Annotated in this window: 25 protein-coding genes; 4 read left to right on the forward strand and 21 right to left on the reverse strand. The window is 42.4% G+C overall.

The features are described 5' to 3' along the window. Positions 1-89: 89 nt before the first annotated feature. The 10 genes from prmA to lptM form a co-directional block, all read right to left on the reverse strand. Entirely contained in the window at positions 90-971 is an 882-nt protein-coding gene (gene prmA / locus P375_RS00890; RefSeq protein ID WP_039080674.1) for a 50S ribosomal protein L11 methyltransferase, read from the reverse strand. Continuing rightward, positions 952-2,403, reverse strand: a complete 1,452-nt coding sequence (gene panF / locus P375_RS00895; RefSeq protein WP_018345944.1) for a sodium/pantothenate symporter — start codon at positions 2,401-2,403, stop codon at positions 952-954. The genes prmA and panF overlap by 20 nt, the downstream gene beginning before the upstream one ends. Continuing rightward, complete coding sequence (locus P375_RS00900) at positions 2,400-2,651, reverse strand: YhdT family protein (RefSeq protein WP_013746326.1); 252 nt, start codon at positions 2,649-2,651, stop codon at positions 2,400-2,402. Before P375_RS00900 ends, panF begins: the two co-directional genes overlap by 4 nt. Before the next feature lie 227 nt (positions 2,652-2,878). Then, a complete protein-coding gene (gene proS, locus P375_RS00905; RefSeq protein WP_039133279.1) occupies positions 2,879-4,585 on the reverse strand; it encodes a proline--tRNA ligase in 1,707 nt (568 codons plus the stop codon). A 77-nt stretch (positions 4,586-4,662) separates the two neighbouring features. After that, positions 4,663-4,956 carry an AzlD family protein gene (locus P375_RS00910; protein ID WP_039133282.1) on the reverse strand — a complete coding sequence of 98 codons (294 nt, stop codon included), beginning with the start codon at positions 4,954-4,956 and terminating at the stop codon, positions 4,663-4,665. Then, on the reverse strand, positions 4,953-5,627 hold the full coding sequence (locus tag P375_RS00915) for an AzlC family ABC transporter permease (RefSeq protein ID WP_245176405.1): 675 nt from the start codon (positions 5,625-5,627) through the stop codon (positions 4,953-4,955). The genes P375_RS00910 and P375_RS00915 overlap by 4 nt, the downstream gene beginning before the upstream one ends. 148 nt (positions 5,628-5,775) lie before the next feature. Continuing rightward, positions 5,776-7,077, reverse strand: a complete 1,302-nt coding sequence (locus P375_RS00920) for an MFS transporter (RefSeq protein WP_021460907.1) — start codon at positions 7,075-7,077, stop codon at positions 5,776-5,778. Positions 7,078-7,271: 194 nt separating this feature from the next. Next, a complete protein-coding gene (locus P375_RS00925) occupies positions 7,272-7,634 on the reverse strand; it encodes a PepSY domain-containing protein (protein ID WP_021460908.1) in 363 nt (120 codons plus the stop codon). Between the two features lie 190 nt (positions 7,635-7,824). Next, positions 7,825-9,078 (reverse strand): diaminopimelate decarboxylase, encoded by a 1,254-nt coding sequence (lysA, locus tag P375_RS00930; RefSeq protein ID WP_039080679.1) that lies wholly within the window; start codon positions 9,076-9,078, stop codon positions 7,825-7,827. 21 nt (positions 9,079-9,099) lie between these two features. After that, positions 9,100-9,219 (reverse strand): LPS translocon maturation chaperone LptM, encoded by a 120-nt coding sequence (lptM, locus tag P375_RS12085; protein WP_039080680.1) that lies wholly within the window; start codon positions 9,217-9,219, stop codon positions 9,100-9,102. A gap of 245 nt (positions 9,220-9,464) precedes the next feature. On the opposite strand from lptM, the gene cyaY reads away from it, so the two are divergent. Genes cyaY through recQ form a run of 3 tightly spaced genes read left to right on the forward strand, consistent with a single transcriptional unit; the run spans position 9,465 to position 12,468 of the window. After that, positions 9,465-9,779, forward strand: a complete 315-nt coding sequence (cyaY, locus tag P375_RS00940) for an iron donor protein CyaY (protein ID WP_018345937.1) — start codon at positions 9,465-9,467, stop codon at positions 9,777-9,779. 15 nt (positions 9,780-9,794) lie between these two features. After that, on the forward strand, positions 9,795-10,637 hold the full coding sequence (locus P375_RS00945) for a phospholipase A (protein WP_039133286.1): 843 nt from the start codon (positions 9,795-9,797) through the stop codon (positions 10,635-10,637). After that, positions 10,627-12,468 (forward strand): DNA helicase RecQ, encoded by a 1,842-nt coding sequence (recQ, locus tag P375_RS00950; RefSeq protein WP_013746316.1) that lies wholly within the window; start codon positions 10,627-10,629, stop codon positions 12,466-12,468. The genes P375_RS00945 and recQ overlap by 11 nt, the downstream gene beginning before the upstream one ends. A gap of 57 nt (positions 12,469-12,525) precedes the next feature. Here recQ and P375_RS00955 read toward each other — a convergent pair whose 3' ends face one another. The 9 genes from P375_RS00955 to rbsD all read right to left on the reverse strand — a co-directional run bounded on the left by P375_RS00955 (position 12,526) and on the right by rbsD (position 21,996). Then, positions 12,526-14,502 (reverse strand): TRAP transporter permease, encoded by a 1,977-nt coding sequence (locus P375_RS00955; RefSeq protein ID WP_021460912.1) that lies wholly within the window; start codon positions 14,500-14,502, stop codon positions 12,526-12,528. Next, on the reverse strand, positions 14,471-14,965 hold the full coding sequence (locus P375_RS00960) for a DUF1850 domain-containing protein (protein WP_039133289.1): 495 nt from the start codon (positions 14,963-14,965) through the stop codon (positions 14,471-14,473). The genes P375_RS00955 and P375_RS00960 overlap by 32 nt, the downstream gene beginning before the upstream one ends. A 2-nt stretch (positions 14,966-14,967) precedes the next feature. Then, positions 14,968-16,002 carry a TAXI family TRAP transporter solute-binding subunit gene (locus P375_RS00965; RefSeq protein WP_039133292.1) on the reverse strand — a complete coding sequence of 345 codons (1,035 nt, stop codon included), beginning with the start codon at positions 16,000-16,002 and terminating at the stop codon, positions 14,968-14,970. A gap of 133 nt (positions 16,003-16,135) precedes the next feature. Then, entirely contained in the window at positions 16,136-17,131 is a 996-nt protein-coding gene (locus P375_RS00970) for a substrate-binding domain-containing protein (RefSeq protein ID WP_013746312.1), read from the reverse strand. A gap of 37 nt (positions 17,132-17,168) precedes the next feature. Continuing rightward, entirely contained in the window at positions 17,169-18,089 is a 921-nt protein-coding gene (rbsK, locus tag P375_RS00975) for a ribokinase (RefSeq protein WP_021460915.1), read from the reverse strand. 84 nt (positions 18,090-18,173) lie between these two features. After that, complete coding sequence (rbsB, locus tag P375_RS00980; protein WP_039080687.1) at positions 18,174-19,052, reverse strand: ribose ABC transporter substrate-binding protein RbsB; 879 nt, start codon at positions 19,050-19,052, stop codon at positions 18,174-18,176. Between the two features lie 35 nt (positions 19,053-19,087). Beyond that, positions 19,088-20,062: a ribose ABC transporter permease gene (gene rbsC, locus P375_RS00985; protein ID WP_013746309.1), complete on the reverse strand. Its 975-nt coding sequence runs from the start codon at positions 20,060-20,062 to the stop codon at positions 19,088-19,090. 14 nt (positions 20,063-20,076) lie between these two features. Then, a complete protein-coding gene (rbsA, locus tag P375_RS00990; protein ID WP_021460917.1) occupies positions 20,077-21,564 on the reverse strand; it encodes a ribose ABC transporter ATP-binding protein RbsA in 1,488 nt (495 codons plus the stop codon). Between the two features lie 12 nt (positions 21,565-21,576). Beyond that, positions 21,577-21,996, reverse strand: coding sequence for a D-ribose pyranase (rbsD, locus tag P375_RS00995; protein WP_039080689.1), 420 nt, complete (start codon positions 21,994-21,996; stop codon positions 21,577-21,579). A gap of 194 nt (positions 21,997-22,190) precedes the next feature. On the opposite strand from rbsD, the gene P375_RS01000 reads away from it, so the two are divergent. After that, the gene (locus P375_RS01000) at positions 22,191-22,889 is read left to right on the forward strand and encodes a fumarylacetoacetate hydrolase family protein (RefSeq protein ID WP_039133295.1); all 699 of its coding nucleotides are present in this window, start codon (positions 22,191-22,193) and stop codon (positions 22,887-22,889) included. Between the two features lie 55 nt (positions 22,890-22,944). Here the strand turns inward: P375_RS01000 and purT are convergent, their stop codons facing one another. Together purT and luxS are read right to left on the reverse strand one after the other, a co-directional pair. Beyond that, positions 22,945-24,126: a formate-dependent phosphoribosylglycinamide formyltransferase gene (gene purT / locus P375_RS01005; RefSeq protein WP_039133298.1), complete on the reverse strand. Its 1,182-nt coding sequence runs from the start codon at positions 24,124-24,126 to the stop codon at positions 22,945-22,947. Positions 24,127-24,192: 66 nt separating this feature from the next. After that, positions 24,193-24,699: an S-ribosylhomocysteine lyase gene (luxS, locus tag P375_RS01010; protein ID WP_039083128.1), complete on the reverse strand. Its 507-nt coding sequence runs from the start codon at positions 24,697-24,699 to the stop codon at positions 24,193-24,195. Positions 24,700-24,758 lie beyond the last annotated feature (59 nt).

The raw sequence follows: 24,758 nt of genomic DNA on the forward strand, positions 1-24,758 counted from the left end.
CCAAAAATTTTTGAGCAGTCTAACGTGAGTATCGCCAGAGTTAAAATAGCTGATTGGATTTTTATATAACAAAAAGTTATAAAAATAGGCTATTTTTTACTGCCGGTGATGCGGCACCACTCTTCACGTTCCGCCACCGGATCGAGTTCAAATTGATCGGCATAAGCGGCGGCGACTGCCTCACTTTGTGTGAATAACACGCCGGAAAGCCCAAGTTTCCCTTGAGGGATCACTAAAGATGAGATGATCGGTGCAAGCTCTTTTAATGGTCCGGCTAAAATATTGGCAACCACGACATCCGCTTTAAGATCGTTCGGTGTATCGGCAGAAAGGTAGAGCTGTAAACGATCTTCGACACCGTTACGTTTGGCATTTTCACGACTGGCTTGGATCGCTTGTGGATCAATATCAATCCCGATCGCATTTTTTGCACCTAATTTTAGGGCGGCAATCGCGAGAATGCCGGAACCACAACCGAAGTCAATCACGGTTTTATCTTGTAAATCAAGGGAATCAAGCCATTCTAAACAGAGCGCAGTTGTCGGGTGGGTGCCGGTACCGAAAGCAAGACCCGGATCTAACATCACATTTACTGCGGTCGGATCAGGAATTTCGCGCCAGCTTGGACAGATCCATAATCTTTTGCCAAATTTAAGCGGATGGAAATTATCCATCCACTCACGTTCCCAATCTTTGTCTTCGATTTGCTCAATTTTGTAGGCACTTTGCTCGTGAATTTGCCCCTGTTCACGCAAGGCTGCAACAATCGCTTGCATATCGGTTTCCGCATCGAACAATGCCATTACATCGGTATTTCCCCAAAGGCGAGTTTCGCCGGGCAAAGGTTCAAAAATCGGTGTATCCTTGCTGTCCATAAAAGTGACGGAAACTGCCCCTAACTCTTCTAAACAATCGCTAAGTTGTTCTGCCAGTTCATTTGTGCTGTTTAATCTAATTTGTAGCCAAGCCATAATTATCCTTTATCTGTTTTTCACCAAATTTGTTTGCAATTAAAAAAGCGATTAAACCCAATGCAAGTGAAGGCACGATGGCGTGTAATCCGAACGGTTTGATCGCAGCGGTAGTAAAGCCAATATAAACACCGATTCCGGTGAGCATTGAGGCGATTGCGCCGTAAGCATTGGCTTTATCCCAATAAAGCCCGAGAATGATAACCCATAAAAAGGCAGCTTCCAAACCGCCGAAAGCAAATAAGTTAAGCCAAATAATCATATCCGGCGGGTTTAATGCGGCGAGTACCAATAATGCACTTAAGGTCAGCGTTAATAAAGTGGAGAACCGGCTGATTTTTTTCTGATTTTTGGCAGCTTCCGGTTTGGCGGAAAGGTAAAGGTCCTTCACAAAAATAGAGGAGGATTGAATAAGTTGCGCATCGATGGTCGACATAATTGCGGACATTGGTGCAGCGAGGAAAATGCCGGCGATAATCGGTGGCAACACTTTGACCATTAAAGCCGGAATGACTTGATCGGGAATGGTTAAATCAGGAATAACCGCGCGTCCTAATGCGCCGGCGAGGTGCATTCCGAACATCACAATGGATAATACAATGGTGCCGATAATCATTCCTCGATGTAATGCTTTGCTGTCTTTATATGACATACAACGCACGGCAGTATGAGGCAATCCGATAACGCCGAAGCAGACCAACACCCAGAATGATGCCATAAAAGAGAAACTTAACATTTCGTTCGGGCCGTAAGGCGAAACGAGTGCCGGATCGATGGCGTTGAGTGTGTTGATGGCATTCTCAACACCGCCGGAGGCATAGATGACACCGAATAACAGAATGACAGTGCCGAGAATCATTACCGTGCCTTGAATAGTGTCGGTTAACACTACGGCACGAAAACCGCCGATAAAGGTATATAACCCGACGGTAATGGCGAAAATTAATAATGCTTGTGTGTAAGTTAAGCCGATAGTGGTTTCCAATAAACGTGCGCCGCCGATAAATTGCACCGTCATTGCCGCAAAAAAAGCAATCAACAATGCGAAACAGGCGATCCAGACTAAATATTTATTTTTGTAGCGATAAAAGAGCACGTCATTAATGGTGAGTGCATTGGTTTCGCGAGATAACATTGCAAATTTTTTGCCGAGCGTGCCTAATGCCAACCACACAACCGGCACTTGAATCATTGCCAGCAATACCCAGCCCAAGCCGAATTTATAAGCTGCACCCGGACCGCCGACAAAAGAACTGGCACTGGCATAAGTTGCAGCAGTGGTCATTGCCAATACGAAACCTGTCATAGAACGATTTCCGACATAGTATTCCGTTAAAAAATCACCTTGATGCCGTTTGCTATAAGCATACAATGCTGCACCAAAAATAAAGGCTAAATAAATGACAAGTGGGAAAATAACACCAAGATTCATTTTGACTCCTTATCATCATCCAATGGCATTTCTTGAAAGAAAATTTTGATCACCCAGTGGCAGACCACAATAAAGAGAATCGGCAAATAGATGCAAGCCAATTCAAACCATAATGGAAAACCTAAGGGGCCGGCACTGTTTTCAGGCAAATAAGCACAGATACACCAACCGATAACATAAAGAACAGCTAACAGCAGTGTTATTTTGGCTTCTTTTGTGGCTTGACGATAACGTTGTATTTTTGACATTGTTTACTCCTGTAATTATGAAATGTCTTTTATCAGAATTTCCTTAGTGGTTGAAAGTCCTGTCTGTTTGCAGCTGTAAAAATGTATTTAATTCGGAAAAGACGTAACTATAAATTCATAGCATAATGTTTTTATGTGTTGTTTTATAATTTGGAACATTTTTATGGTATTTCGCTTAAATACAAAGGGCTTGGTATAACCAAGCCCATCATATAAACGATATAACATTATTGCAATTTTTCTGTAATAAATTTAACAAGTTGTTGTTTATCAACCATCTGTTTTTCACCACTACGACGAGATTTATATTCAATTTCGCCTTTTTCAAGGTTCTTCTCACCGATCACGATCATATGCGGAATGCCGATTAATTCCATATCGGCGAACATTACGCCGGGACGCTCTTTGCGATCATCAAATAATACTTCAATGCCTTGTTTTAACAGAGTTTGATAAAGCTCTTCTGCATATTGTTGTACGGCGGTTGATTTGTGCATATTCATTGGCACAATTGCCACTTGGAATGGGGCAAGCGTATCGCTCCAAATAATTCCTCGTTCATCGTGGCTTTGCTCAATTGCCGCCGCAACCACACGAGTAATACCGATACCGTAACAGCCCATCATCATTGTTTGCGGTTTGCCGTCTTCGCCCTGTACGGTCGCTTTCATTGCTTCAGAATATTTTTTACCAAGTTGGAAAATATGACCGACTTCAATACCACGTTTAATTAACAATGTGCCTTTACCGCAAGGACTCGGGTCACCCTCCACAACATTACGGATATCCGCAATTTGTGGTGTCGGTAAATCACGTTCCCAGTTAATACCGAAATAGTGTTTGCCATCAATATTGGCACCGGCACCGAAGTCGCTCATATTGGCAACGGTACGGTCAATCACGATTTCCAACGGTAGGTTAACCGGACCTAATGAACCCGGACCGGCACCGACAGCCGCACGAATCTCTTCTTCAGTGGCAAAAGTTAATGGGGATGCCACTTGCGGTAATTTTTCTGCTTTAACTTCATTTAATTCGTGATCGCCACGCACTAATAAAGCAACCAATTTACCCTCTTCCGCCCCTTTTACAATCAAGGTTTTTACGGTTTTTTCAATCGGTAAGTTAAATTGTTCCACCAATGTGGCGATGGTTTTAGCATTCGGAGTATCAACAATACGAAGTTCTTCTGTTGCTGCTTGGCGTTCGCCCAATGCAACCGCTTCCGCCATTTCAATATTTGCCGCGTAATCAGATTCGGTAGAGAAGACGATGTCATCTTCACCGCTATCTGCCAACACTTGGAATTCGTGCGAACCGTTACCGCCGATAGAACCGTTATCCGCTTGAACCGGACGGAAATCCAAACCTAAACGATTGAAAATATTACAATAAGTTTGATGCATTACATCATAAGTCTGTTGTAGACTTTCTCGATCCAAGTGGAAAGAGTAACCATCTTTCATAATAAATTCGCGAGAACGCATTACCCCGAAACGTGGGCGCACTTCATCACGGAATTTAGTTTGAATTTGATAAAGATTGATCGGCAACTGTTTGTAAGAAGATAATTCACGACGAGCTAAATCGGTGATGACTTCTTCGTGGGTCGGGCCAAGTACGAATGGGCGGTCGCCACGATCGGTAAAACGGAGCAGTTCAGGGCCGTATTGCTCCCAGCGTTGGGACTCTTGCCAAAGATCGGCAGGTTGAACCACCGGCATTACCACTTCGATCGCACCGCTTTTATTCATCTCTTCACGCACAATATTTTCCACTTTTTTCAATACGCGAACGCCGGTCGGCAACCAAGTGTATAAACCGGCTGCAAGTTTGCGGATCATACCGGCGCGCAGCATTAATTGGTGACTGACCACTTCGGCATCAGTCGGAGTTTCTTTTAAGGTTGAAAGTAAATATTGACTAGTACGCATAATAAAATTCCATTAAAAACAAAAAAATTGGCGGTATTCTAGCATTTGCCACCGGTTGGCGGAATAGCTGAACCGCATTAACCGAGAAAATGTCTGGCGATTCCGGTGGCAATAATGCCGATAATCACGGTTGGTAAAAATGAAAAACGGATTGCTGCCAAAAAAGTGATGATCAACCCGATCCAATCCGCCGGATTACTGCTGGTAAATTCCGGAGCGATAACGGAGATCAGCACACACGCCGGCACTTGTGCCAATAAATTTTTTGCCGTCGGACTTAATTGTTTCTTTTGTAGCAAAAAGAAACCGATCAGCCGGGTTGAATAGGTTACTGCCGCCATAGATAGAATGGTTAATACTTCCCAACTCATTTGTGTTTCTCCAACCACCAAGCAACCATTAAACCGCTGATGGTGCCTAATAAAACATACCAAGCACCATCGATAAATTTATAGCTAAGTGCTGCCACTAACAGGCTGACTAACCAAGCAATCGCTGGACGAAAACCCGCCCACATTCCTTTGAGCAACACCAAAAATACGGCAACGAAAGCCATATCAAAACCGTATTGCTTAATATCGCCTAATACCGGCCCCAACCAAGCACCAACTGCCGTTGAGATAATCCAAGTGCTGTAAAGTGACAGCGCCATACAGAAGTAATAACGTAGATTGAGCTGACGCAACGCGTTTTGTTTGATGTGATTCAATGCCAAAGCCCAACATTCATCGCACATAAAGAACAGCACCAGCAGTGATTTCGGCAAGGAGATGCCTTTCAAATAAGGCGTGAGTGCGGCACTCATTAAAATATGACGACAGTTGATTAATAAGGTCGCCATTGCAATCAGTAATAATGGCGGCGGTGAAGCCCATAATCCTACTGCGGCAAATTCCGAACCGCCGGCAAAATTTACACCGGTCATCAACGGCACTTGCCACACTTTCATATGTTGTGCAGCGGCCTGAGCGCCTAAAACAAAACCGAAAGGGATAAAACCGAGCATCACGGGGAAGGCATCTTTGAAGCCTTGTAACATCATTTTTTGCTTAGTTTGTTGCATACAGTCTTATATCGTGACAACAGAAATAGAAAGGGAATCAGTATAACCAAGATTTTGATAATGGCTAGTTATCAAACCTAATATTTGCGCTTTCTATGGATGGCGTGCCAACACGCCATCATAAACATTAATCTTTTTGGTAAGTTTTTAGATAGCTTAACGCCAACGTGGAGAGTAATAATACAACGGCAACGCCGATATAAAGGCTCTGCTTATCCCAACCCTGATCTAACAGAATGCCGGCGATGGTTGGCGCTAAAATAGCTCCGATACGTCCGACACCGATCGCTGTACCTACGCCGGTGCTACGAATTTCCGCGGCATAAACACTAGGGTTTAAAGTGTAAAGCCCACTGATGCAACCGTTGATCAAGGCACCGACTAAAATACCGAGAATCATTGCCAGCCAAAGGATCGAGCTGGATAAAATAAAACAGACAACCACCAGTGCTGAAAGTATAGTAAAAATAACCGATACTTTTTTAGGCGACCAATAACTTGCCAATAAACCAAAAAACAGTGCGCCGACCGTACCGCCGAGAGAGATCATCATCCCGATACTCACGCTTTGTTCCATAGTCATTCCGGCTTCTTTTAACAAAGCAGGTGTCCACGAACTGATAAAATAGAAGCTGAACATAATGGTAAAGAATGCCGTCCATAAAAGGAGTGTAGAGCGGCGATAATCTTGCTGTAACAGACGCGAAAACGGCAAAGTGGAAGTGCGATTTTCTGCTGTTTTTTCAGGTAGTTGCCATTGATCACCCAACCCCATTTTTACGGTAATGCGATTGAGTTTTCGTAGCGCATTTTTAGGTTGTTTCACTAATAGAAAATCGATTGATTCAGGTAACCAAAAAATAACGATGACTAAACAGATTGCAGTCAGAACCGCACCGGCTAAAAAGACGGAACGCCAACCATATTCCGCTTGCAGCATTACAGAAAACATTCCCCCTAACACGGCACCGACACCAAATCCGGCGGCATAAATGCTGATAGCTAAACTACGCCAACGTTGCGAGGAGTATTCACTGGTCAATACGTTGGTGCCGACTAAAATGCCGCCTACGCCCAAGCCGGTAACCACACGCCAGAACGCTAACCATTGTTGGTTTGGCGTGAAGGCGGAGCCGAACATCCCGATGGCGGATAATAAGACCGCAATAATTAATAATGGTCTGCGCCCGATTTTGTCTGCTATCGGCGCAAGAAAAAGTGAACCGGCGGTCATTCCTAATAATCCGGCACTTAATAGCGTACCCAGCTCAACACCGCTCAAAGCAAATTCTTGACGAATGGCAGTAGCAGTGAAGGCGAGCGCGAGCACATCAAAACCGTCAAGCAGGTTCATAATGGCGGCAATAACAACAATGCTCCATTGAAATGCGCTCATTGGGCTTGTTGCGATAGCGTTGCGTAAAGACATAAAAATTCCTTCCTTATTAAAATGGTTTTACGTTATTGAAATATTATTTTTGTTAAAAGAATGTCGATAATAACGGAAACGAATTAGTAAGGAAATAGGAATTTAAGTAAAAAAAAGCAGTAGCCGTTTCTGACTACTGCAAAGTTGGGGGTAATTTAGTTTAGTTGATTTAAGATCGTTGGAATAAGTAATCGCTAGTGACTACGTCTATGGTGTCTATCACCATCACGACAGCCGGTGTCTTTCACTTCGTTTCTGATGACTTCAGAAGTAACCGCATCAATACGAAGTTCTTTTAATTGTTTGTCACTGGTTAAAATTTCCACTTCATAAAAAGGATTTCCCTTTCTATGCGGATGGAAATCAGCTTCAACCACTGTTCCCGCCTGTTTTTGTGTTGCGATATCAATCGCTTGTACAAGAGTAATTTTGCTGGCATTTAATGCGCTTTCCAAACGTGGAAAGTCATCATCATCCGCCAAACTCACCTGTGCTGTACCAATTGCCAACAAGGCGGCGCTTGATAACATTGCGATTTTTTTTGTTATTTTAGACATTTTATTTGTGCTCCTTTTATGATGGTTACTTCAAACACAAATGGGTAAGCAGACATTCTGTGTTTTCAGTGGTTGCAAGTATAAAAATGAAAAATTAGCGAAGAATTAGAAAGGTAAATTTTTTGAAAAATTTGCAATGAGGTGAAATACAGGGCGACATTTTAGCCATATCGCCCTGTCAAAAGAGATTTTATTCGGTAATAAGTTGTTCACACGCCCATAACTCTTCAAAACGTTCGCGGCGTTTGATGAGATGAGCTTTGTCACCATCCACCAAAACTTCCGCTGCACGCGGGTGAGAGTTATAGTTTGAAGCCATACTTGCACCATAGGCACCGGCTGAACGTTGTACAATAAAATCACCGGCGGCGATCGCCAATGATCTGCCTTTGCCGAGAAAATCTGATGTCTCGCAGATTGGACCGACAACATCATAAACTTTGCTTTCACGATCTAAGGTGCGATCCGCCTCAATAATCTCCATATAAGCCTGATACAACGCCGGACGGATCATATCATTCATTCCGGCATCAACGATGGCAAAATTAAAATCTTCGTTTGATTTTAAATATTCTACTTTGGTCACCAAAATACCGGCATTGGCACTGATGGCTCGCCCCGGTTCAAGGATGATTTCCAACTCCGGATATTGTTTAAATTTCGCTAATAACGCACTGGCATATTCAGTCGGATGTGGCGGTGTTTCATCGCTGTAACGCACACCTAAACCGCCACCGAGATCGAGATGTTGTAATTCAATGCCGTCTTGGCGTAACTGTTCCAACAGAACTAATAAACGATCCGCTGAATCTAAAAACGGTTGCAATTCAGTAAGTTGTGAACCAATGTGGCAATCCATACCGACAATTTGAATATGTGGTAATGTTTTTGCCAAGCGATACACCTCTCTGGCACGTTCCACACTGACACCGAATTTATTTTTCTTTAATCCGGTGGAGATATAAGGGTGCGTTTTAGCATCTACATCCGGATTGACACGCAAGGAAATTGGCGCTTTTTTACCTAATTTTTCGGCAACTTGATTAATGCGAAGCAGTTCAGCTTCTGATTCTACATTGAAGCAACGAATGCCAACTTCTAATGCGCGCTCAATTTCACTATGGGATTTGGCTACACCGGAAAACACCACCTTATTAGCGTCACCGCCGGCGGCTAACACACGCTCAAGTTCGCCTTGTGAAACAATATCAAAGCCGGAACCTAATTTGGCGAGTAAATTTAATAAAGCGATATTCGGGTTAGACTTTACGGCAAAACAGATAAGGTGCGGATGCCCTTGTAACGCAGAATCAAAAGCGTGCCAGTGGCGCTCCAATGTGGCGCGCGAATAAACATACAAAGGCGTACCGAATTGTTGTGCAAGCTGTTTGACAGAGATCTCTTCTGCCATTAGTTGATCATTTTTATAATTGAAATAATCCATAAATCTGTTTTAACCTCAAAATTATTGTGCTTGTTGCTGTTGTTCCGAATTATCGGCAGGTGGCATATATAATGGCCCTTTCACACCACAAGCGGTTAAGAATAAGCTGCCTAGAATAAGAGTAAGTAATAATTTTTTCATCGAAAATTCCTAAATAGTTGAAGTCTTACCGTTCACGGCGATAGCGTGTTTTTGCTTTGGGCGAAGTGTTATTCTTGCCAAATCAGAGCAGTTCATTGCATCACGTTTTATCTGTTATGCCGTGAATTGAAACATAATGTGATCCTTAATCAATAGATGCTCTTTTTATCATTAATTTGTGCGTTATGCTATCTCTAACCGCTGAAAATCTCTATAATGACCGCTTATTTTGGGAGAAATTGATTATGAATAATGCAGAATATCATCAAATTGTTGAGCAAACTTGGCAGCAGATAGAGGAAGAACTGGAACAGCAGGATTGCGATGTGGATTGTGATACGCAAGGTTCAGTTTTTACCATTACTTTCGATGATGGCAGCCAAATTGTGGTGAATAAACAGGAGCCGCTACAGGAATTATGGCTGGCAAGTAAATTGGGCGGCTACCATTTCCGCTATCAGAATGGACAATGGTTAAATGCGGAAGGCAAGAATTTTTGGCATTATTTAAGCGAGGCCTGCGCGGCATACGGCGAACAGGTTGAATTTTCCAATCAATAAAAAATAGGAGCAGAGATGCGTTTCAGACATTGCTTGGTCGCATTTTCTACATTATTGGCATTATCATCGGCAACGGCGAGTTTATTACCTTACCAAAGTAGAACCGCACTGTTATTGACACAAGCGCCGGATAATTTTGTGGGATTGCGACCATACGAACAGAATTATTTAATGGAAACATTCTCCAATAAAAATTACAACTACCCGGAAAATATGCGCCACGATGAGATCAAATTCCAGATCAGTGTTGCTTTGCCGTTATGGAAAGGGATTTTGGGTGAAAATTCCGTACTTGCCGGTGCATATACCCAGCGTTCGTGGTTTCAGTTCAGTAATCGAGGCGAATCTTCGCCATTCCGTGAAAGTAATTATCAACCACAGCTGTTTGTAGCGTGGGCTACCGACTATGATTTGCCGTTTGGTTGGAAATTAGTGGATGTTGAAACCGGCGTGGTTCACACATCAAACGGGCGTAGTGATCAACAGTTAAAATCACGCAGCTGGAATCGGCTTTATTTACGAGCCGGGTTCAGTAAGGATAACTGGTTGGTCGAATTAAAACCTTATTGGCGTATTCCGGAAAAAGCGGAGGATGATGATAATCCGGATATTGTTGATTATTATGGTTATGGTGATGTCAGCGTGGGTTATCGACTTGATGAACATATTCTGAAAACGACTGCACGTTATAATCCACGAACCAATAAAGGCGGAATGGAGCTTTCGTGGAGTTATCCAATTGCCAAATATGTTCGTGTTTATGCGCAATATTATCACGGTTATGGCGAATCATTATTGGACTATAACCGTTCCACTGATCGCATCGGTTTAGGTATCAGTTTAAACAATGTGTTCTAATTCAGAAGATCAGGCTGAGGTGTTATCGCCTGATCTTATCCGTGCAAAATCCATTCTTCAGGACGTTTTTGGTTATCAGCAATTCCGTCAAGGGCAGCAACAGATTATTGCCGCGACATTACAAGGTCAAAGCAGCTTTATTCTGATGGCGACCGGTGGCGGCAAATCGCTTTGTTATCAAATACCGGCACTTTGTTTTCCCGGATTGACGCTTGTGGTTTCCCCTTTGATCGCTTTAATGCAAGATCAAGTCGATCAACTGACCGCAAACGGCGTGGCAGCCGCTTATCTGAATTCAAGTCAAACTTTGGAACAGCAACGAGAAATTGAACAACAGGCGTTATCCGGAAAATTGAAATTGCTCTATATTTCGCCGGAAAAAGTGATGACCACAGCGTTTTTCTATTTTATTCAGCAGTGTCAGGTGAGTTTTATTGCGATTGATGAAGCTCATTGTATCTCGCAATGGGGGCACGATTTTCGTCCGGAATATTCACAGCTACGCAGTTTAACGCGTGTTTTTCCTCACATTCCGATTATGGCACTAACCGCAACGGCAGATCGCGTTACTCGAGAAGACATTCTGGAATTACTTAATTTACAGCAACCCTTTGTTTATATTGGAAGTTTTGATAGACCCAATATCCGTTATACCGTAGTGGAAAAATTTAAACCGCAAGAACAGTTGCTTAAATTTGTTAAATCGCAAAAAGGTAAGAGTGGCATTATTTACGCCAACAGCCGTAACAAAGTGGAAAGATTGGCGGAAATGTTGCAGCGTAAAGGGATTTCCGCAAAGGCGTATCACGCCGGTTTTAGCAATGAAATCAGGGAGCAGGTTCAACACGATTTCCAACGTGACAATATCCAAATTATTGTTGCCACCATTGCATTCGGAATGGGGATTAATAAACCGAATATCCGTTTTGTGTTGCATTATGATCTGCCGAGAAGTATTGAGGCCTATTATCAGGAAACCGGTCGGGCAGGGCGTGATGATCTGCCGGCGGAAGCGGTGCTGTTTTATGATCATCAAGATTATTTGTGGTTGAATAAATTATTGCAGGAAAAACCCGATTCATCACAAAAAATGATTGAACAGCATAAATTGCAAGCAATGGGGGAATTTGCCGAAGCGCAAACTTGTCGCCGTTTGGTGTTACTGAATTATTTTGCCGAACATCGCCATCAACCTTGCAATAACTGCGATATTTGCCTTAACCCACCGAAAAAATATGATGGTTTGATTGATGCGCAAAAAATCCTTTCTACGGTTTATCGTACCGGACAAAAATTCGGTAGTTATTATGTGATTGCCGTATTGCGAGGCGTGCAAAATCAGAAAATTCAAGAATTACAACACGATAAATTATCTGTTTTTGGTATCGGCAAGGATAAATCACAAGAGTATTGGCACAGTGTGATCCGTCAATTAATTCATTTAGGTTTTTTAAGCCAAAATATTGCCAATTATTCGGCGCTTCAGCTTACTGAGGCAGCCAGACCGATTTTGCGCGGAGAAATGACGTTATCATTAGCAACCCCACGGCAAAATCTTTCAATGATTAACCACGCTCATCACTATCAAGCACAACAGGGTGATCGGGAACTCTTTAACCAATTACGCAAATTAAGAAAACAACTCTCCGATCGGGATAACATTCCGCCTTATGCGGTATTTAACGATGCCACTTTAGAAGAGATGGCGCGAGAAATGCCGACAACACTTTCAGAAATGCTGCAAATCAATGGTGTAGGTTTCAAAAAATTAGAACGCTATGCCCAACCGTTTTTGGCGGTGATTTTGCGTTATTTAGAAAACAAAAAATAATAGACGTCAGTGTTATCAGCACTCCTCCTATCCTAGGATAGGAGGAGTCTGTGTAAATTACCCCACCATTTTCGCCTGTTTGAGGTTGATGATTAACATTATTGCCAGAATAGTGATGCCGATAATATCGGAGATAAATTCCGGAGAAATAAGCAATACTGAGCCTACAGCCAGAATAATGCGGAAAATGTTATTGATGCTATGTTTGAAATAGCCTTCGATTGCGGCGGAAAGCCCGATTACACCTAAGATTGAAGTGACACAGACGGAAATGATTTCTGTCACTGCCGGAAGTGGGAATGAGTTAGCGGTAATAACGGCATTATTGATATCAATCATCAACATATTCGGGTTGTAAACGAAGATAAATGGGATGATAAAGCCGGCTAGCGCTAATTTTAATGATTGCCATCCGGTGCGCATCGGATCGCCGCCGGCAATTCCTGCACCGGCAAAAGAGGCTAATGCCACCGGCGGTGTGATGTTGGCGAAAATACCGAAATAAAAGACGAACATATGGCTGACTAATAATGGAATGTTGAAATCTGCCAATGCCGGTGCCGCCATAGTAGCGGTGATGATATAGGCTGGAATTGATGGTAATCCCATTCCCAACACGATGGATGCCAACATTGTGAGAATCAGTGTGAGCAGTAATGAACCGGCACCGAATGTGACGATATAGGAGGTCATTACGGTACCGAAACTGGTGAGGTTGACTACGCCGATGATAATTCCGACTACGGCACAGGCTGCCATTACCGGCAATGACTGTTTAGCGCCGTCTTCTAACGCTTCGATAATCTCTTTTAACCCCATTCTGGTTTCTTTGCGTAACCAGCTGACAACAATAGTAATTAAAATGGTGTAACTTGCTGCATAACCGACCGGTACGGATTCAATTAAAAATGCAACCAAAGCGATAATTGGAATGAACATATGTCCGCGTTCTTTCATCACTAATTTCAGTTGCGGCAGTTGATCTTTGGATAAGCCTTTGAGATTACGCTTACCGGCACGAAAATGTACTTGTGCGATGACACTGATATAGTAGAGCAGTGCCGGCAGTAGCGCCGCTAAAGCGATGGTGCTGTATTTCACGCCGGTGGTTTCTGCCATAATGAAAGCACTTGCGCCCATAATTGGTGGCAAAATTTGTCCGCCGACAGAGGCACTGGCTTCGACTGCGCCGGCAAAATTTGGGTGATAACCGATTTTTTTCATCAACGGAATAGTGAAAGCGCCGGTACTGACCACATTTGCGACGGCTGCGCCATTAATACTTCCCATAAAACCGCTGGAGATAACCGCCACTTTTGCCGGTCCGCCTTGACGACTCCCTGCCAGTGCTAATGCTAAATCGTTGAAGAGTTTTCCCATTCCGGATTTTGCTAAGAATGCACCGAAAAGAATAAAGAGGAAAATAAAACTAACCGAAGCACCGATAGCGGAAGAGTATAATCCTTCGGTTTTCAGATAGAGCTGTCCGAAAATATCACCGATATCATAATACCGTGTTAATAGCCGATCCGGCATAAAATCCATTGAACTGATAAATGGATAGAGCAGGAACAACAGCGAAAAAATGATAAGAATATAGCCGGTTAAACGCCGTGCCGCTTCAATCACGATCAAGGTAGTGATAATGGCGAAAATAATGTCGTTTTCGTTTGGAATACCGCCTCGAGTGGTCATCAGCGCATCATATTCATAACACAGATAGCCGGCGGTGATGAGTGCCAAGATGCCCAAAATCCAGTCAAACCACATAATGCCGCGTTTACTGTATTTTTTCGCAGCGGGATAAACAAGAAAAATGAGCAATGCCCCAATGCCGACGTGTAATGCGCGTTGTAGTAGCGTAGGCATTGGGTAAAAAGTGATATAAAGATGAAATAACGAATAAGCGACAGCCACAATAGTAATAATATGTTTCTGCCATTGAGATTGTCCGGTTTTTACCACCGATTCTTTGTCATATTTTTCGAGGATTTCTTGATAATCACTCGCTGGTTTTACTTGTTGGTTCGACATTGCATTTCACTCCTAATACAAAAGAAATGAGGTTCTGTTTTGTTGGTATAATTTTTATCTCTGTATAATCGGGAACCAGTTTAAAAACAGGAATAATCGAATTATCAGTAAATAAAACGCCCTGCATATTTGAGGAAACAACCCAATTTAATTGTGGCATAACAATGTGGGCACGGTAACCGACAAATCCTTTCAGTGCAGGAATATATTCACCACTTGCCGGCGAACCGGCACCAAACGTTTGTTGAAAGATTTTGTCTAAAATCAGTGAGTTGCCTTGTTGAGCATAATGTTCTTGCCATAACTGTTTTTCTACGGAATGTCTCCATTGTAGTGTGAATTCTTTGCTTGGTAGGCGACACACACTATTCGGCAGTTGCAAATAGAGTGTGTCGACACGGAAAATCAAGATGGATATTACTGCTAAAACTGCAACAATACCTATCTTAGTAACGTTCCGCATACCTATTTTTTACTCACTTCATCATAGTAACGTTTTGCACCCGGATGAAGTGGCGCGATAGAGCCTTTTTGTGCTTCTTCCAAATTAATATCTTTCACTGCTTGATGTGAAGATTTCAATTTATCCATATTTTCAAAGAAAGTTTTAGTGAGCAAATAGACATCATCATCACTTAGATCGGAACGTACAATGAGTGCATTGCGGATTGCGATGGTAGGAACATCTTCTGCATTATTGTAAGTGCCTGCCGGAATCGCCATTGAAGTAAAATATGGATATTGTTGCATAATCTTTTCCGCACCTTCTTTAGGAATGCTGACAAGCTGCAAATCGAAGCCTTGTTGTAATTCCATTAATGAAGAGTTCGGCAAACCGCTGGTTAAGAATGCCGCATCAATTCTGCCGGCTTTAAGTGCATCAACCGCTTCGGCATAACCGAGATAATCAACGGTAATATCGTTATAGGTAATGCCAAATCCTGCCAATAACTTACGGGCATTGACTTCTACACCGGAGTTTTGCGCACCGGTAGCGACACGATGTCCTTTCAAATCAGCGATAGTTTTGATGCCGGTTTTTTTGGACGTGATGATTTGCACAAAATTCGGATAGAGTGCAGCAAGTTCATTGACAGTGGTCACTTTTTTGTTTTCAAAGCTGCCTAAACCGTTTACAGCATCGCTTAATGCATCACGCATAACAAATGCCATTTCCACTTTTTTGCTGTTGAGCAAATTGATATTTTCAACGGAGGCACCGGTGGTTTGCGTTTTGGAATTCGCTTTTAATTCATTGGAATAAACCTCTGCCAGAGTAGTGCCGATAATATTATATGGTCCGGAGGCACCGCCAGTGGCGATGGTTACAAATTTAGAGGCAAGTTTCGGTGCATTTGTGGCAGATGCTGTTTCAGCCGTTTTTGCCGGTTCAGCGGTATTTGCAGATGCTGTTGATTTCTCTTTTTCGTCATTACAGCCGACCAATGCAACGGATGAAACAAGCAAAGAATAGAGAAGAAGCTTTTTAAAATTTGTCATAGTAGCCACCTTGATGTTGTGTTATTGAAATGGATGAGTTTTGTAAGCTACTTGTTAAATTTAAGTTTTGCAAGAATAATTTTGAAATTTTTTGAATGAGATCACAAAAAAAATAGGAAATTTTGAATTTTATCTAAATTTTAGCGACTGAAGCACGCCAAATTAATTGTGGCTGTAACATTGTGGTTTTATATTCCAGATCCGGCGATTTAATCCTTTCCAATAAGGTTTCCACTGCTAATTTGCCCAATTCTGCTTTAGGTTGATGAATTGTGGTTAGCGGTGGGGTGAGATATTGCGCCAACATAATATTGTCATAACCGATGACAGAAATATCTTGCGGAATGCGTAATCCTTGTTGCCAAGCCACTTGATAAACGCCGACCGCAATGGTGTCGCTACAGGCGAAAACGGCTGTAGGGCGAGGCGTAATTTGTAACAATTTTTTCATCCCCTCTACGCCACCTTCAAAATCAAAATGGCTTTCAATGATCCAATCAGGGTTGATCGGCAAATGCGCATCCTGCAACGCTTTTTGGTAACCGAGCAAACGGTTGTGAGCTAAGGATTTATCCAATTTACCCGTGATAATGGCGATATTTTTATGTCCCTGCTCAATTAAAGTTTTTGTGGCAAGATAAGCACCAAATTCTGAATTTTCATAAATTTTATCGGCATTTAGTTCGGTCGGCCACCAGTCCATTACCACAATCGGCAAATTTAGATTTAACTGTTCCACCATTGCGTGGCGAGTGTCGGAATACATTAACAGCAATCCGTCCACCTGTTTTTGAATTAAAGTTTGAATATTCTGCTGCAAGCGTTGTTCGTTGCCATCGATGCTGGAAATGATCAAGTTATAGTGGTGCTGATTGCAATATTGTTCCACACCGCTTACTACTTCGGCAAAAAACGGATTGCTGGTGGCAGTAACCAACATTCCCAATGTTTTTGTCTCTTTTACTTTTAAACTGCGGGCAACAGCGGAAGGGGTATAATTTAACTCATTGACAACCTTCATAATTTTTTCACGTATCTCATCACTGACATAACGTGTATTGTTGATTACGTGTGATACGGTTGAAGTTGAAACTTTCGCTATCCGTGCAATATCCTTCATTGTTGCCATAACAGTTTTGCCTTTTATTTGAATAATTTAAGTTATGCTATTTGATATTGGCTAAAAAATCGAGCGTTTCCTGACGGCTTGGAATAGAAGTTTGCGCACCGAAACGGGTAACACTGATAGCAGCTGCCGCGTGGGCAAACTGAATCGCTTCTTCCAGTGATTTCTGTTCCAACAATGCGGTTACCAACGCACCGTTAAAAGTATCGCCGGCGGCGGTGGTGTCTTTTGCCTGAACACGGAAGCCGGGGATAATTTTTTGTAATGCATTGTGGCTGATAAATACCCCTTTTGCCCCCAATGTAATCAAAACAATGGCAACCCCTTTTTGGTGAAACACTGCCGCCGCTTGTGCCGCGCTCTGTTCATCTACCACTTTGACGCCGGTCAGTACTTCTGCTTCGGTTTCATTCGGGGTAATCATCGTTAATTGAGCAAGCAACTCATCCGGTAACGCTTTTGCCGGCGCCGGGTTTAGCACAGTGTGTTTGCCGGCTTGTTTAGCAATTTTGGTGGCATAAATAATGGCGTCTAACGGCGTTTCCAGTTGCATCAAGAGCGCGTCGGCATCAAGAATTTTCTGTTTAAATTTGTCCACAATGTCGGTGGTGAGATGAGCATTGGCACCGGCTGAAATGACGATACTGTTTTCACCGCTGTCGGCAACTTGGATCATCGCGATACCGGTAGTTTCACCTTGAATTGTAGCGATGCTTTCGGTGTTTATGCCATCTTTTTGAAAAGCCTGTTTCATCTCAAGCCCGATTTTGTCTTCGCCAATACAAGCAATAAAATCGACTTTTGCCCCCAAGCGAGCCGCCGCCACCGCTTGATTTGCACCTTTCCCGCCATAGACGATATGGTAATTTTGACCGGATAAAGTTTCTCCCGGTTGTGGAAAATGAGGAACTTGAATAACGTGATCGGCATTAATACTGCCAAGAACGGTGAGTTTTTGCATTTTACTTGCCCTTAGTTATCAATTGAAAATTTATTTTTATAGGGTGCGCAGCAAGGCGCACCACGCATTAAATTTATAAAAAGATTATTGAGTTACGACTTTTAATGGTACCGGGATTTTGGCTTCTACTTTTTCACCTTTGATAATTTTATCCGCAGTTTGAACGCCTAATGCACCGATTAAATCCGGCTGTTGTGCAATTGTAGCGCCCAGTTTGCCGCTTTTAACGGCTTTCACACCATCATCAGTACCATCGAAACCAACAATTAATACGGATTTGTTAGCCGCTTGAACAGCACGAATTGCGCCAAGTGCCATTTCATCATTTTGAGCAAAAACCGCTTGCACATTAGGTTGTGCGGTAAGTAGGTTTTCCATCACATTTAGGCCTTTGGTGCGATCAAAATCTGCCGGTTGGCTGGCAAGAATTTCAAATTTATGCGCTTGCACTGCTTGTTTAAATCCTTCGCCACGTTCGCGAGCGGCAGAAGTTCCGGCAATGCCTTCCAACTGGATAACTTTTGCATTGTCACCCAATTTTTCAGCGATAAAATCACCAGCCATTTTACCGCCGGCAACGTTATCTGATGCGATATGACTGACCACATCGCCTTGCGCCGCGCCACGGTCTAGGGTGATAACCGGAATATTTTTCTTGTTCGCAACACGAACAGCATTAGCAACGGCAGTTGAGTCTGTTGGATTGATTAATAATACTTTTGCGCCACGAACGGTAATGTCTTCAACATTTGATAGCTCTTTTGACGGATCATTTTGTGAATCAAGCACGACAAGATTGTAACCAAGTTTGCTTGCCTCTTTTTCTGCCCCTTCTTTTAAGGTAACGAAGAAAGGATTATCTAAGGTTGATACAGCAAGTGCGATGGTATCTTTTGCTAAAGCAACGTTGCTGGCAAGTGAGCCTAATACCAATGCTGAAGCGAGAAGGGTAAGTTTTTTCATAAAAGTTTCTCCTTTAATGAGGTTGACTGAATAAGTTACGCGGTTTTACGACTGCAAAAGTGATCGGTAAGCACAGCAAGTAAAATGACGATCGATTTTGCAATCATTTGGTAATAAGAAGAAATATCCAATAAATTCAAGGCATTATTTAAGAATCCAATAATTAACGCCCCGATTAATGTTCCGGTAATACGACCTTTACCGCCCATTAGACTTGTTCCACCGACCACTACAGCAGCAATTGCATCAAGTTCATAAGAAACGCCGGCAGTAGGTTGGGCGGAAGATAAACGAGAGGTCACAATTAAACCAGCTACGGTAGCGAGCAAGCCACTAACGGCATAGACGAAGATTTTCACTTTATCTACGTTGATACCGGATAAGCTGGTAGCGGCTTCATTACCACCAAGCGCATAAATATAACGACCGATAGGGGTATGTTTTAGCAGATACCAAGCAACGATAAAGATAATTGCCATTAACCAAATTGGGAACGGAATGCCTAATAAATAACCTGTACCCAAGAAAGAGAATTGATCGGCAACATCGGAAAAACCTAAGCTGATCGGGCGACCATCGGTATAAACCATTGTTACACCACGCAATAATGTCATTGTGACTAAAGTGGCAATAAATGCCTGTACTTTCCCTTTGGCGACAATGACACCGCTGATGCCGCCGAGCAGAGTACCGAATAACAGTACTAACGGGATCACGACAAAAATGGAAAGCTCCATATTAACCAAAGAGGCGGCAACTGCACCGGTTAAGGCGAGAATAGAACCTACGGACAAATCAATGCCGGCGGTGAGAATAACAAATGTCATCCCAACAGCGATAATGGCATTAACCGAAGTTTGGCGCAAAATATTGAGTAAATTATCGATAGTAAAAAAATTAGGACTGATCGAAGAAACAATCGCAATCAGCACCAATAACGCAATAATAGAACGTTGTTCAATTAAAAATTCTTTTAAATTGAATTGTTTATTTACAGTTGTTGTCGTCATAATGAATCCCTTTTTTAATGTATTTGGGTAATAGCAGCGGTGAGTAATTTTTCTTGAGTGACTTCATTTCGTAGATATTCCGCACGAATTTCACCATTATTCATCACTAAAACGCGGTCGCTCATACCGATAATTTCCGGCATATCGGAAGAAACAATGATGATGCTCATTCCTTCTTCTTTAAATTTGTTGATTAACTGATAAATCTCTTTTTTCGCACCTACATCGATGCCTCGTGTCGGCTCATCAAGAATGAGTACATCCGGTCTGGTCATTAAGCCTTTGGCAATCGCCACTTTTTGCTGATTACCACCGGAAAGCAAACCGATAGTTTGATCCATAGACGGTGTTTTGATGTTGAATAAGAGAATGAAATCATTAACCGTCATTTTTTCTGCTTTATGATTGATAGAATAATGTTTAGTGAGCTGCTTCAATGCTGTTAGCGTCATATTCTCTTTAATAGACATTCCAAGCACCAGACCATCGCCTTTTCTATCTTCTGAAATATAGACGATGCCGTTATTTAAGCCGTCTTGCGGTGAATGAATGGAGAGCTGTTTTTGTTTGAGAAAAACTTCGCCGGCGGTTTTCGGTAAAGCGCCATAGATTAACTTCATTAATTCAGTTCTACCTGCTCCCATCAAACCGGAAATGCCTAAAATTTCGCCTCTGTGTAATTTGAATGAAGCATTGTGAACACCACAACCACTGATGTTTTTCACTTCTAAGACAGTGTCGCCGATCGGCGATTCAATATGCGGATATTGTTCGGAGAGCTTTCTTCCTACCATTAATTCAATTAATTGTTCTTCATTAATTTCCTTCAAGGAGCGTTCCGCTATTAACTCTCCGTCACGCAAAACGGTAACATCATCGCAAATGGTGAAAATATCTTGCATACGGTGAGAAATGAAGACAATCCCACAATTTTGCTGTTTGAGTTCTCTGATGACATTGAATAGCGCATCAGTTTCAGTGTCGGTAAGTGCATCGGTCGGCTCGTCCATAATGATCACTTTTGCATCAAAACTTAATGCTTTGGCAATTTCGATCATCTGTAATTCGCCTAATGAAAGCTGTTCTACCGGTGTAGTTGGACTGTGTTTGATTTTTAGACGTTTTAACAATTTTTCAGATTCGGTTGTCATTTTCTTCCAATCAATGCCACCGAATTTATTGGTAAATTCTCTGCCTAAGAAAATGTTTTCTGCAATGGTTAAATTCGGAATAATGTTTAATTCCTGATGGATAATGCTGATCCCTGCTAATTGGGACATTTTTGGATTTTTGAATGTGACTTCTTGTCCCTGATAATGAATAGAACCACTGTCTTTGCTGTAAATGCCGGTTAAAATTTTCATTAATGTGGATTTACCGGCACCATTTTCTCCCATTAGTGCCATCACTCTGCCCGGATAAACGGATAATCCGGCATTATATAAAGCTCTAACTCCCGGGAAGGATTTGCAAATATTGTCAAGTTTTAAAATCGGTTGCATATCGTTCTCCATTTAAAAAGGAACGCCTGATCCAATAATAATGTTGGCATATGGCGTACATTCACCGGAACGTACAAAACCTTTGCTTGCTTGGCTAAGCTGTTTAAATTGTTGGTGTGAAACATAATCAATTTGAATATGATTGTTCTGCTGCTGTTCCAATTGGGAAAGGCGTTGTAATAATGCGTTATGAATATTCTGATTATGTGTTTTTATCTCTTCGGCAAGTACCACTCTTTCAACAAAACACTCTTCAATAACGGCATCAAAAACAGATAAGAAACTAGGAATGGTCGGAGTTAATGCTAAATCAACACGCTCTGATTGTTGCGGTATTGGCAACCCGGCATCACAAATTGTCAGAAAATCGGTATGTCCTAAAGTTGCAATCAGATGAGAAAGCTGTGCATTTAAAATACCTGTTTTTTTCATTTTTTACTCCTAATTCTCTGTATCGAAACGTTTCGATGAGATAAAAATAACCAATTTTCGATTTTCTTAAAACAAGCAATATTCAAATTTGTGAAGTCGATCAAAAAATAAAATGAAAAAATCGAGTGTTTTAAGGTTGTGTGGTAATTTTTGTTGAGGTTTTGGCATTGGTTTGAGCAAATAAGGAGAACAAAATGGCATATCTATTCACACCGCCACCGTTAACAACAATCGCAGTGAAAGATTCAAATGACGAGATAGTGGTGCATCGCGTTTATTGTGTTGGCAGAAATTATGCGGAACACGCGCGTGAAATGGGGCACGATCCCGATCGTGAACCGCCGTTTTTCTTCTGTAAACCGGCGGATGCGGTGCAGTGTGTCAAACAGAATGAATGTTATGCCTTTCCTTATCCGACTTTAACGAAAAATTTGCATTATGAAGGTGAATTAGTTGCGGTAATCGGTAAATCGGGTGCCAATATCGCTGTGGAAAAGGCGTTGGATTATGTTGTGGGCTATGCGGTTGGTTTGGATATGACCAGACGTGATTTGCAAAATGAGATGAAAGCGATGGGGCGACCGTGGGAAATTGGTAAGGCGTTTGATTACTCTGCACCAATAAGTGAAGTGTCGTTAGCAAGTGAAGTGGGGCATTTGTCGCAAGGTGCGATTCAGCTTTGGGTTAATGGTGACGTGCGGCAGAGCAGTGATCTTAACCAATTAATTTGGTCAGTGGCGGAAACAGTTTCTCATCTATCAACTTATTTTTGTTTACAGCCGGGAGATTTAATTTTTACCGGCACGCCGAAAGGTGTCGGCAAAGTGGCAATTGGTGATCACATTGTGGTTGCGGTTGATAAATTAGGCGAATTGAAAGTGGATATTGTGTGAGCAAAGGTGAAAGGCTTCTCTCAAAGAGAAGCCTAGATATGAAAAAAATGACACGTTACAGTATGATTTCCAATTTTTGATAGGCGCGGTTTGCTTTTTCTCGTGCCGCCTCAACGCTATCGGCGCTTGCCAAAATTACGCCTAAACGGCGATGTCCGTTGACTTCTCTTTTACCGAACAGGCGAAGATTAGTGTCTGCTTCGGCAAGTACATTTTCCAGATTGGCAAAACGAACCTGATTGGATTTTCCTTCCACTACGATTGCTTTAGAGGCGCTTGGTGCCAATAGTTTTATTTGTGGAATAGGTAAGCCTAAAATGGCGCGTGCGTGTAATGCAAATTCCGACAAATCTTGAGAAATCAAGGTGACCATTCCGGTATCGTGCGGACGAGGGGAAACTTCATTAAAAATAACTTCATCACCACAAACAAACATTTCTACGCCGAAAATCCCATAACCATCCAATGCACCGGTGATTTTTTCAGCGATGTGCTGTGCTTTTTGTAATGCAATCTCGCTCATCGCTTGCGGTTGCCAAGATTCTCGATAGTCGCCATCAACTTGTACGTGACCGATCGGCGCAAGGAAGGAGGTGCCGCCACGATGGCGTACAGTTAATAAGGTGATTTCATAATCAAAACGGATAAAGCCCTCGACAATGACACGACCGCCGCCGGCACGACCGCCTTCTTGTGCATATTGCCACGCTTGTTGCAACTGCTCTCTATTTTTGAGAATGCTTTGTCCGTGCCCGGAGGAGCTCATAATCGGTTTAACTACGCAAGGCAAGCCGATTTTTTCCACCGCCTGTTGAAAATCGGCAAAATTGTCGACAAATTGAAACGGGGAGGCCGGCAAACCTAACTCTTCGGCGGCTAAACGGCGGATACCCTCACGATTCATTGTCAGTTTAACCGCTTTTGCCGTCGGAATAACGTTATAGCCTTGCTGTTCCAACTCGACTAAAGTATCGGTGGCAATTGCTTCCACTTCCGGCACGATGTAATCCGGTTTTTCTTTTTCGATAAGCTTTTTAAGCGCATCACCATCCAACATTGAAATGGTATAAGCACGATGTGCCACTTGATGTGCCGGCGCGTCAGCATAACGATCAACCGCAATAACTTCCACACCTAAACGCTGTAATTCAATTACAACCTCTTTACCTAATTCTCCGGAGCCGAGCATCATCACTTTGGTAGCGACAGGAGTGAGTGGTGTACCTAATGTTGTCATAGAGTTTTATTCCTTCAATGTTGTGAGCAAATAAAAAGCCAAGCGGCGCGGCTTGGCTTAAGGTCATTATTGATTTAAAAAACGGTCATCAAGTAATAAATCTTGATTGTGATTAATGCCGATTCCCTGAGCAAGCACCTTTTTCGCTGCTGCTTGAGCATCTGCCAACGAATGTTCAGTGTATGTTCCGCATTGATATTGGTTTAATTCCGGGATCTCTTTTTCGCTTTTCACCGACAATACATCCTGCATTGCTTTTTCCCACGCCGCCGCAACCTGTTGTTCCGCAGGCGTACCGATTAAACTCATATAAAACCCGGTGCGGCAACCCATTGGTGAAATATCAATAATTTCAACGCTGTCACTATTGAGATGATCACGCATAAAACCGGCGAAAAGATGTTCCAAAGTGTGAATACCTTTCGGACTGATATTGTCTTGATTCGGTTTGCAAAAACGAAGATCAAAAACTGTAATTTTATCGCCTTTAGGCGTTTGCATTGTCTTTGCAACACGCACCGCAGGGGCATTCATTTTAACGTGGTCAACCTTAAAACTGTCTAATAATGGCATAGTGAAAAACCCTTCTTTAAAAAAATTTTGATTTTGACTGAACTTTTTCAGAACAGGTT

It is taken from the genome of Gallibacterium genomosp. 2 (genome assembly GCF_000771895.1).
Taxonomy (GTDB): Bacteria; Pseudomonadota; Gammaproteobacteria; order Enterobacterales; family Pasteurellaceae; genus Gallibacterium.

Excerpts from the sequence above, each read along its gene's own strand:
- prmA (WP_039080674.1), bottom strand. The coding sequence starts at position 971 with ATGGCTTGGCTACAAATTAGATTAAACAGCACAAATGAACTGGCAGAA.
- panF (WP_018345944.1), bottom strand. The coding sequence starts at position 2,403 with ATGAATCTTGGTGTTATTTTCCCACTTGTCATTTATTTAGCCTTTATT.
- P375_RS00900 (WP_013746326.1), bottom strand. The coding sequence starts at position 2,651 with ATGTCAAAAATACAACGTTATCGTCAAGCCACAAAAGAAGCCAAAATA.
- proS (WP_039133279.1), bottom strand. The coding sequence starts at position 4,585 with ATGCGTACTAGTCAATATTTACTTTCAACCTTAAAAGAAACTCCGACT.
- P375_RS00910 (WP_039133282.1), bottom strand. The coding sequence starts at position 4,956 with ATGAGTTGGGAAGTATTAACCATTCTATCTATGGCGGCAGTAACCTAT.
- P375_RS00915 (WP_245176405.1), bottom strand. The coding sequence starts at position 5,627 with ATGATGTTACAAGGCTTCAAAGATGCCTTCCCCGTGATGCTCGGTTTT.
- P375_RS00920 (WP_021460907.1), bottom strand. The coding sequence starts at position 7,077 with ATGTCTTTACGCAACGCTATCGCAACAAGCCCAATGAGCGCATTTCAA.
- P375_RS00925 (WP_021460908.1), bottom strand. The coding sequence starts at position 7,634 with ATGTCTAAAATAACAAAAAAAATCGCAATGTTATCAAGCGCCGCCTTG.
- lysA (WP_039080679.1), bottom strand. The coding sequence starts at position 9,078 with ATGGATTATTTCAATTATAAAAATGATCAACTAATGGCAGAAGAGATC.
- lptM (WP_039080680.1), bottom strand. The coding sequence starts at position 9,219 with ATGAAAAAATTATTACTTACTCTTATTCTAGGCAGCTTATTCTTAACC.
- cyaY (WP_018345937.1), top strand. The coding sequence starts at position 9,465 with ATGAATAATGCAGAATATCATCAAATTGTTGAGCAAACTTGGCAGCAG.
- P375_RS00945 (WP_039133286.1), top strand. The coding sequence starts at position 9,795 with ATGCGTTTCAGACATTGCTTGGTCGCATTTTCTACATTATTGGCATTA.
- recQ (WP_013746316.1), top strand. The coding sequence starts at position 10,627 with ATGTGTTCTAATTCAGAAGATCAGGCTGAGGTGTTATCGCCTGATCTT.
- P375_RS00955 (WP_021460912.1), bottom strand. The coding sequence starts at position 14,502 with ATGTCGAACCAACAAGTAAAACCAGCGAGTGATTATCAAGAAATCCTC.
- P375_RS00960 (WP_039133289.1), bottom strand. The coding sequence starts at position 14,965 with ATGCGGAACGTTACTAAGATAGGTATTGTTGCAGTTTTAGCAGTAATA.
- P375_RS00965 (WP_039133292.1), bottom strand. The coding sequence starts at position 16,002 with ATGACAAATTTTAAAAAGCTTCTTCTCTATTCTTTGCTTGTTTCATCC.
- P375_RS00970 (WP_013746312.1), bottom strand. The coding sequence starts at position 17,131 with ATGGCAACAATGAAGGATATTGCACGGATAGCGAAAGTTTCAACTTCA.
- rbsK (WP_021460915.1), bottom strand. The coding sequence starts at position 18,089 with ATGCAAAAACTCACCGTTCTTGGCAGTATTAATGCCGATCACGTTATT.
- rbsB (WP_039080687.1), bottom strand. The coding sequence starts at position 19,052 with ATGAAAAAACTTACCCTTCTCGCTTCAGCATTGGTATTAGGCTCACTT.
- rbsC (WP_013746309.1), bottom strand. The coding sequence starts at position 20,062 with ATGACGACAACAACTGTAAATAAACAATTCAATTTAAAAGAATTTTTA.
- rbsA (WP_021460917.1), bottom strand. The coding sequence starts at position 21,564 with ATGCAACCGATTTTAAAACTTGACAATATTTGCAAATCCTTCCCGGGA.
- rbsD (WP_039080689.1), bottom strand. The coding sequence starts at position 21,996 with ATGAAAAAAACAGGTATTTTAAATGCACAGCTTTCTCATCTGATTGCA.
- P375_RS01000 (WP_039133295.1), top strand. The coding sequence starts at position 22,191 with ATGGCATATCTATTCACACCGCCACCGTTAACAACAATCGCAGTGAAA.
- purT (WP_039133298.1), bottom strand. The coding sequence starts at position 24,126 with ATGACAACATTAGGTACACCACTCACTCCTGTCGCTACCAAAGTGATG.
- luxS (WP_039083128.1), bottom strand. The coding sequence starts at position 24,699 with ATGCCATTATTAGACAGTTTTAAGGTTGACCACGTTAAAATGAATGCC.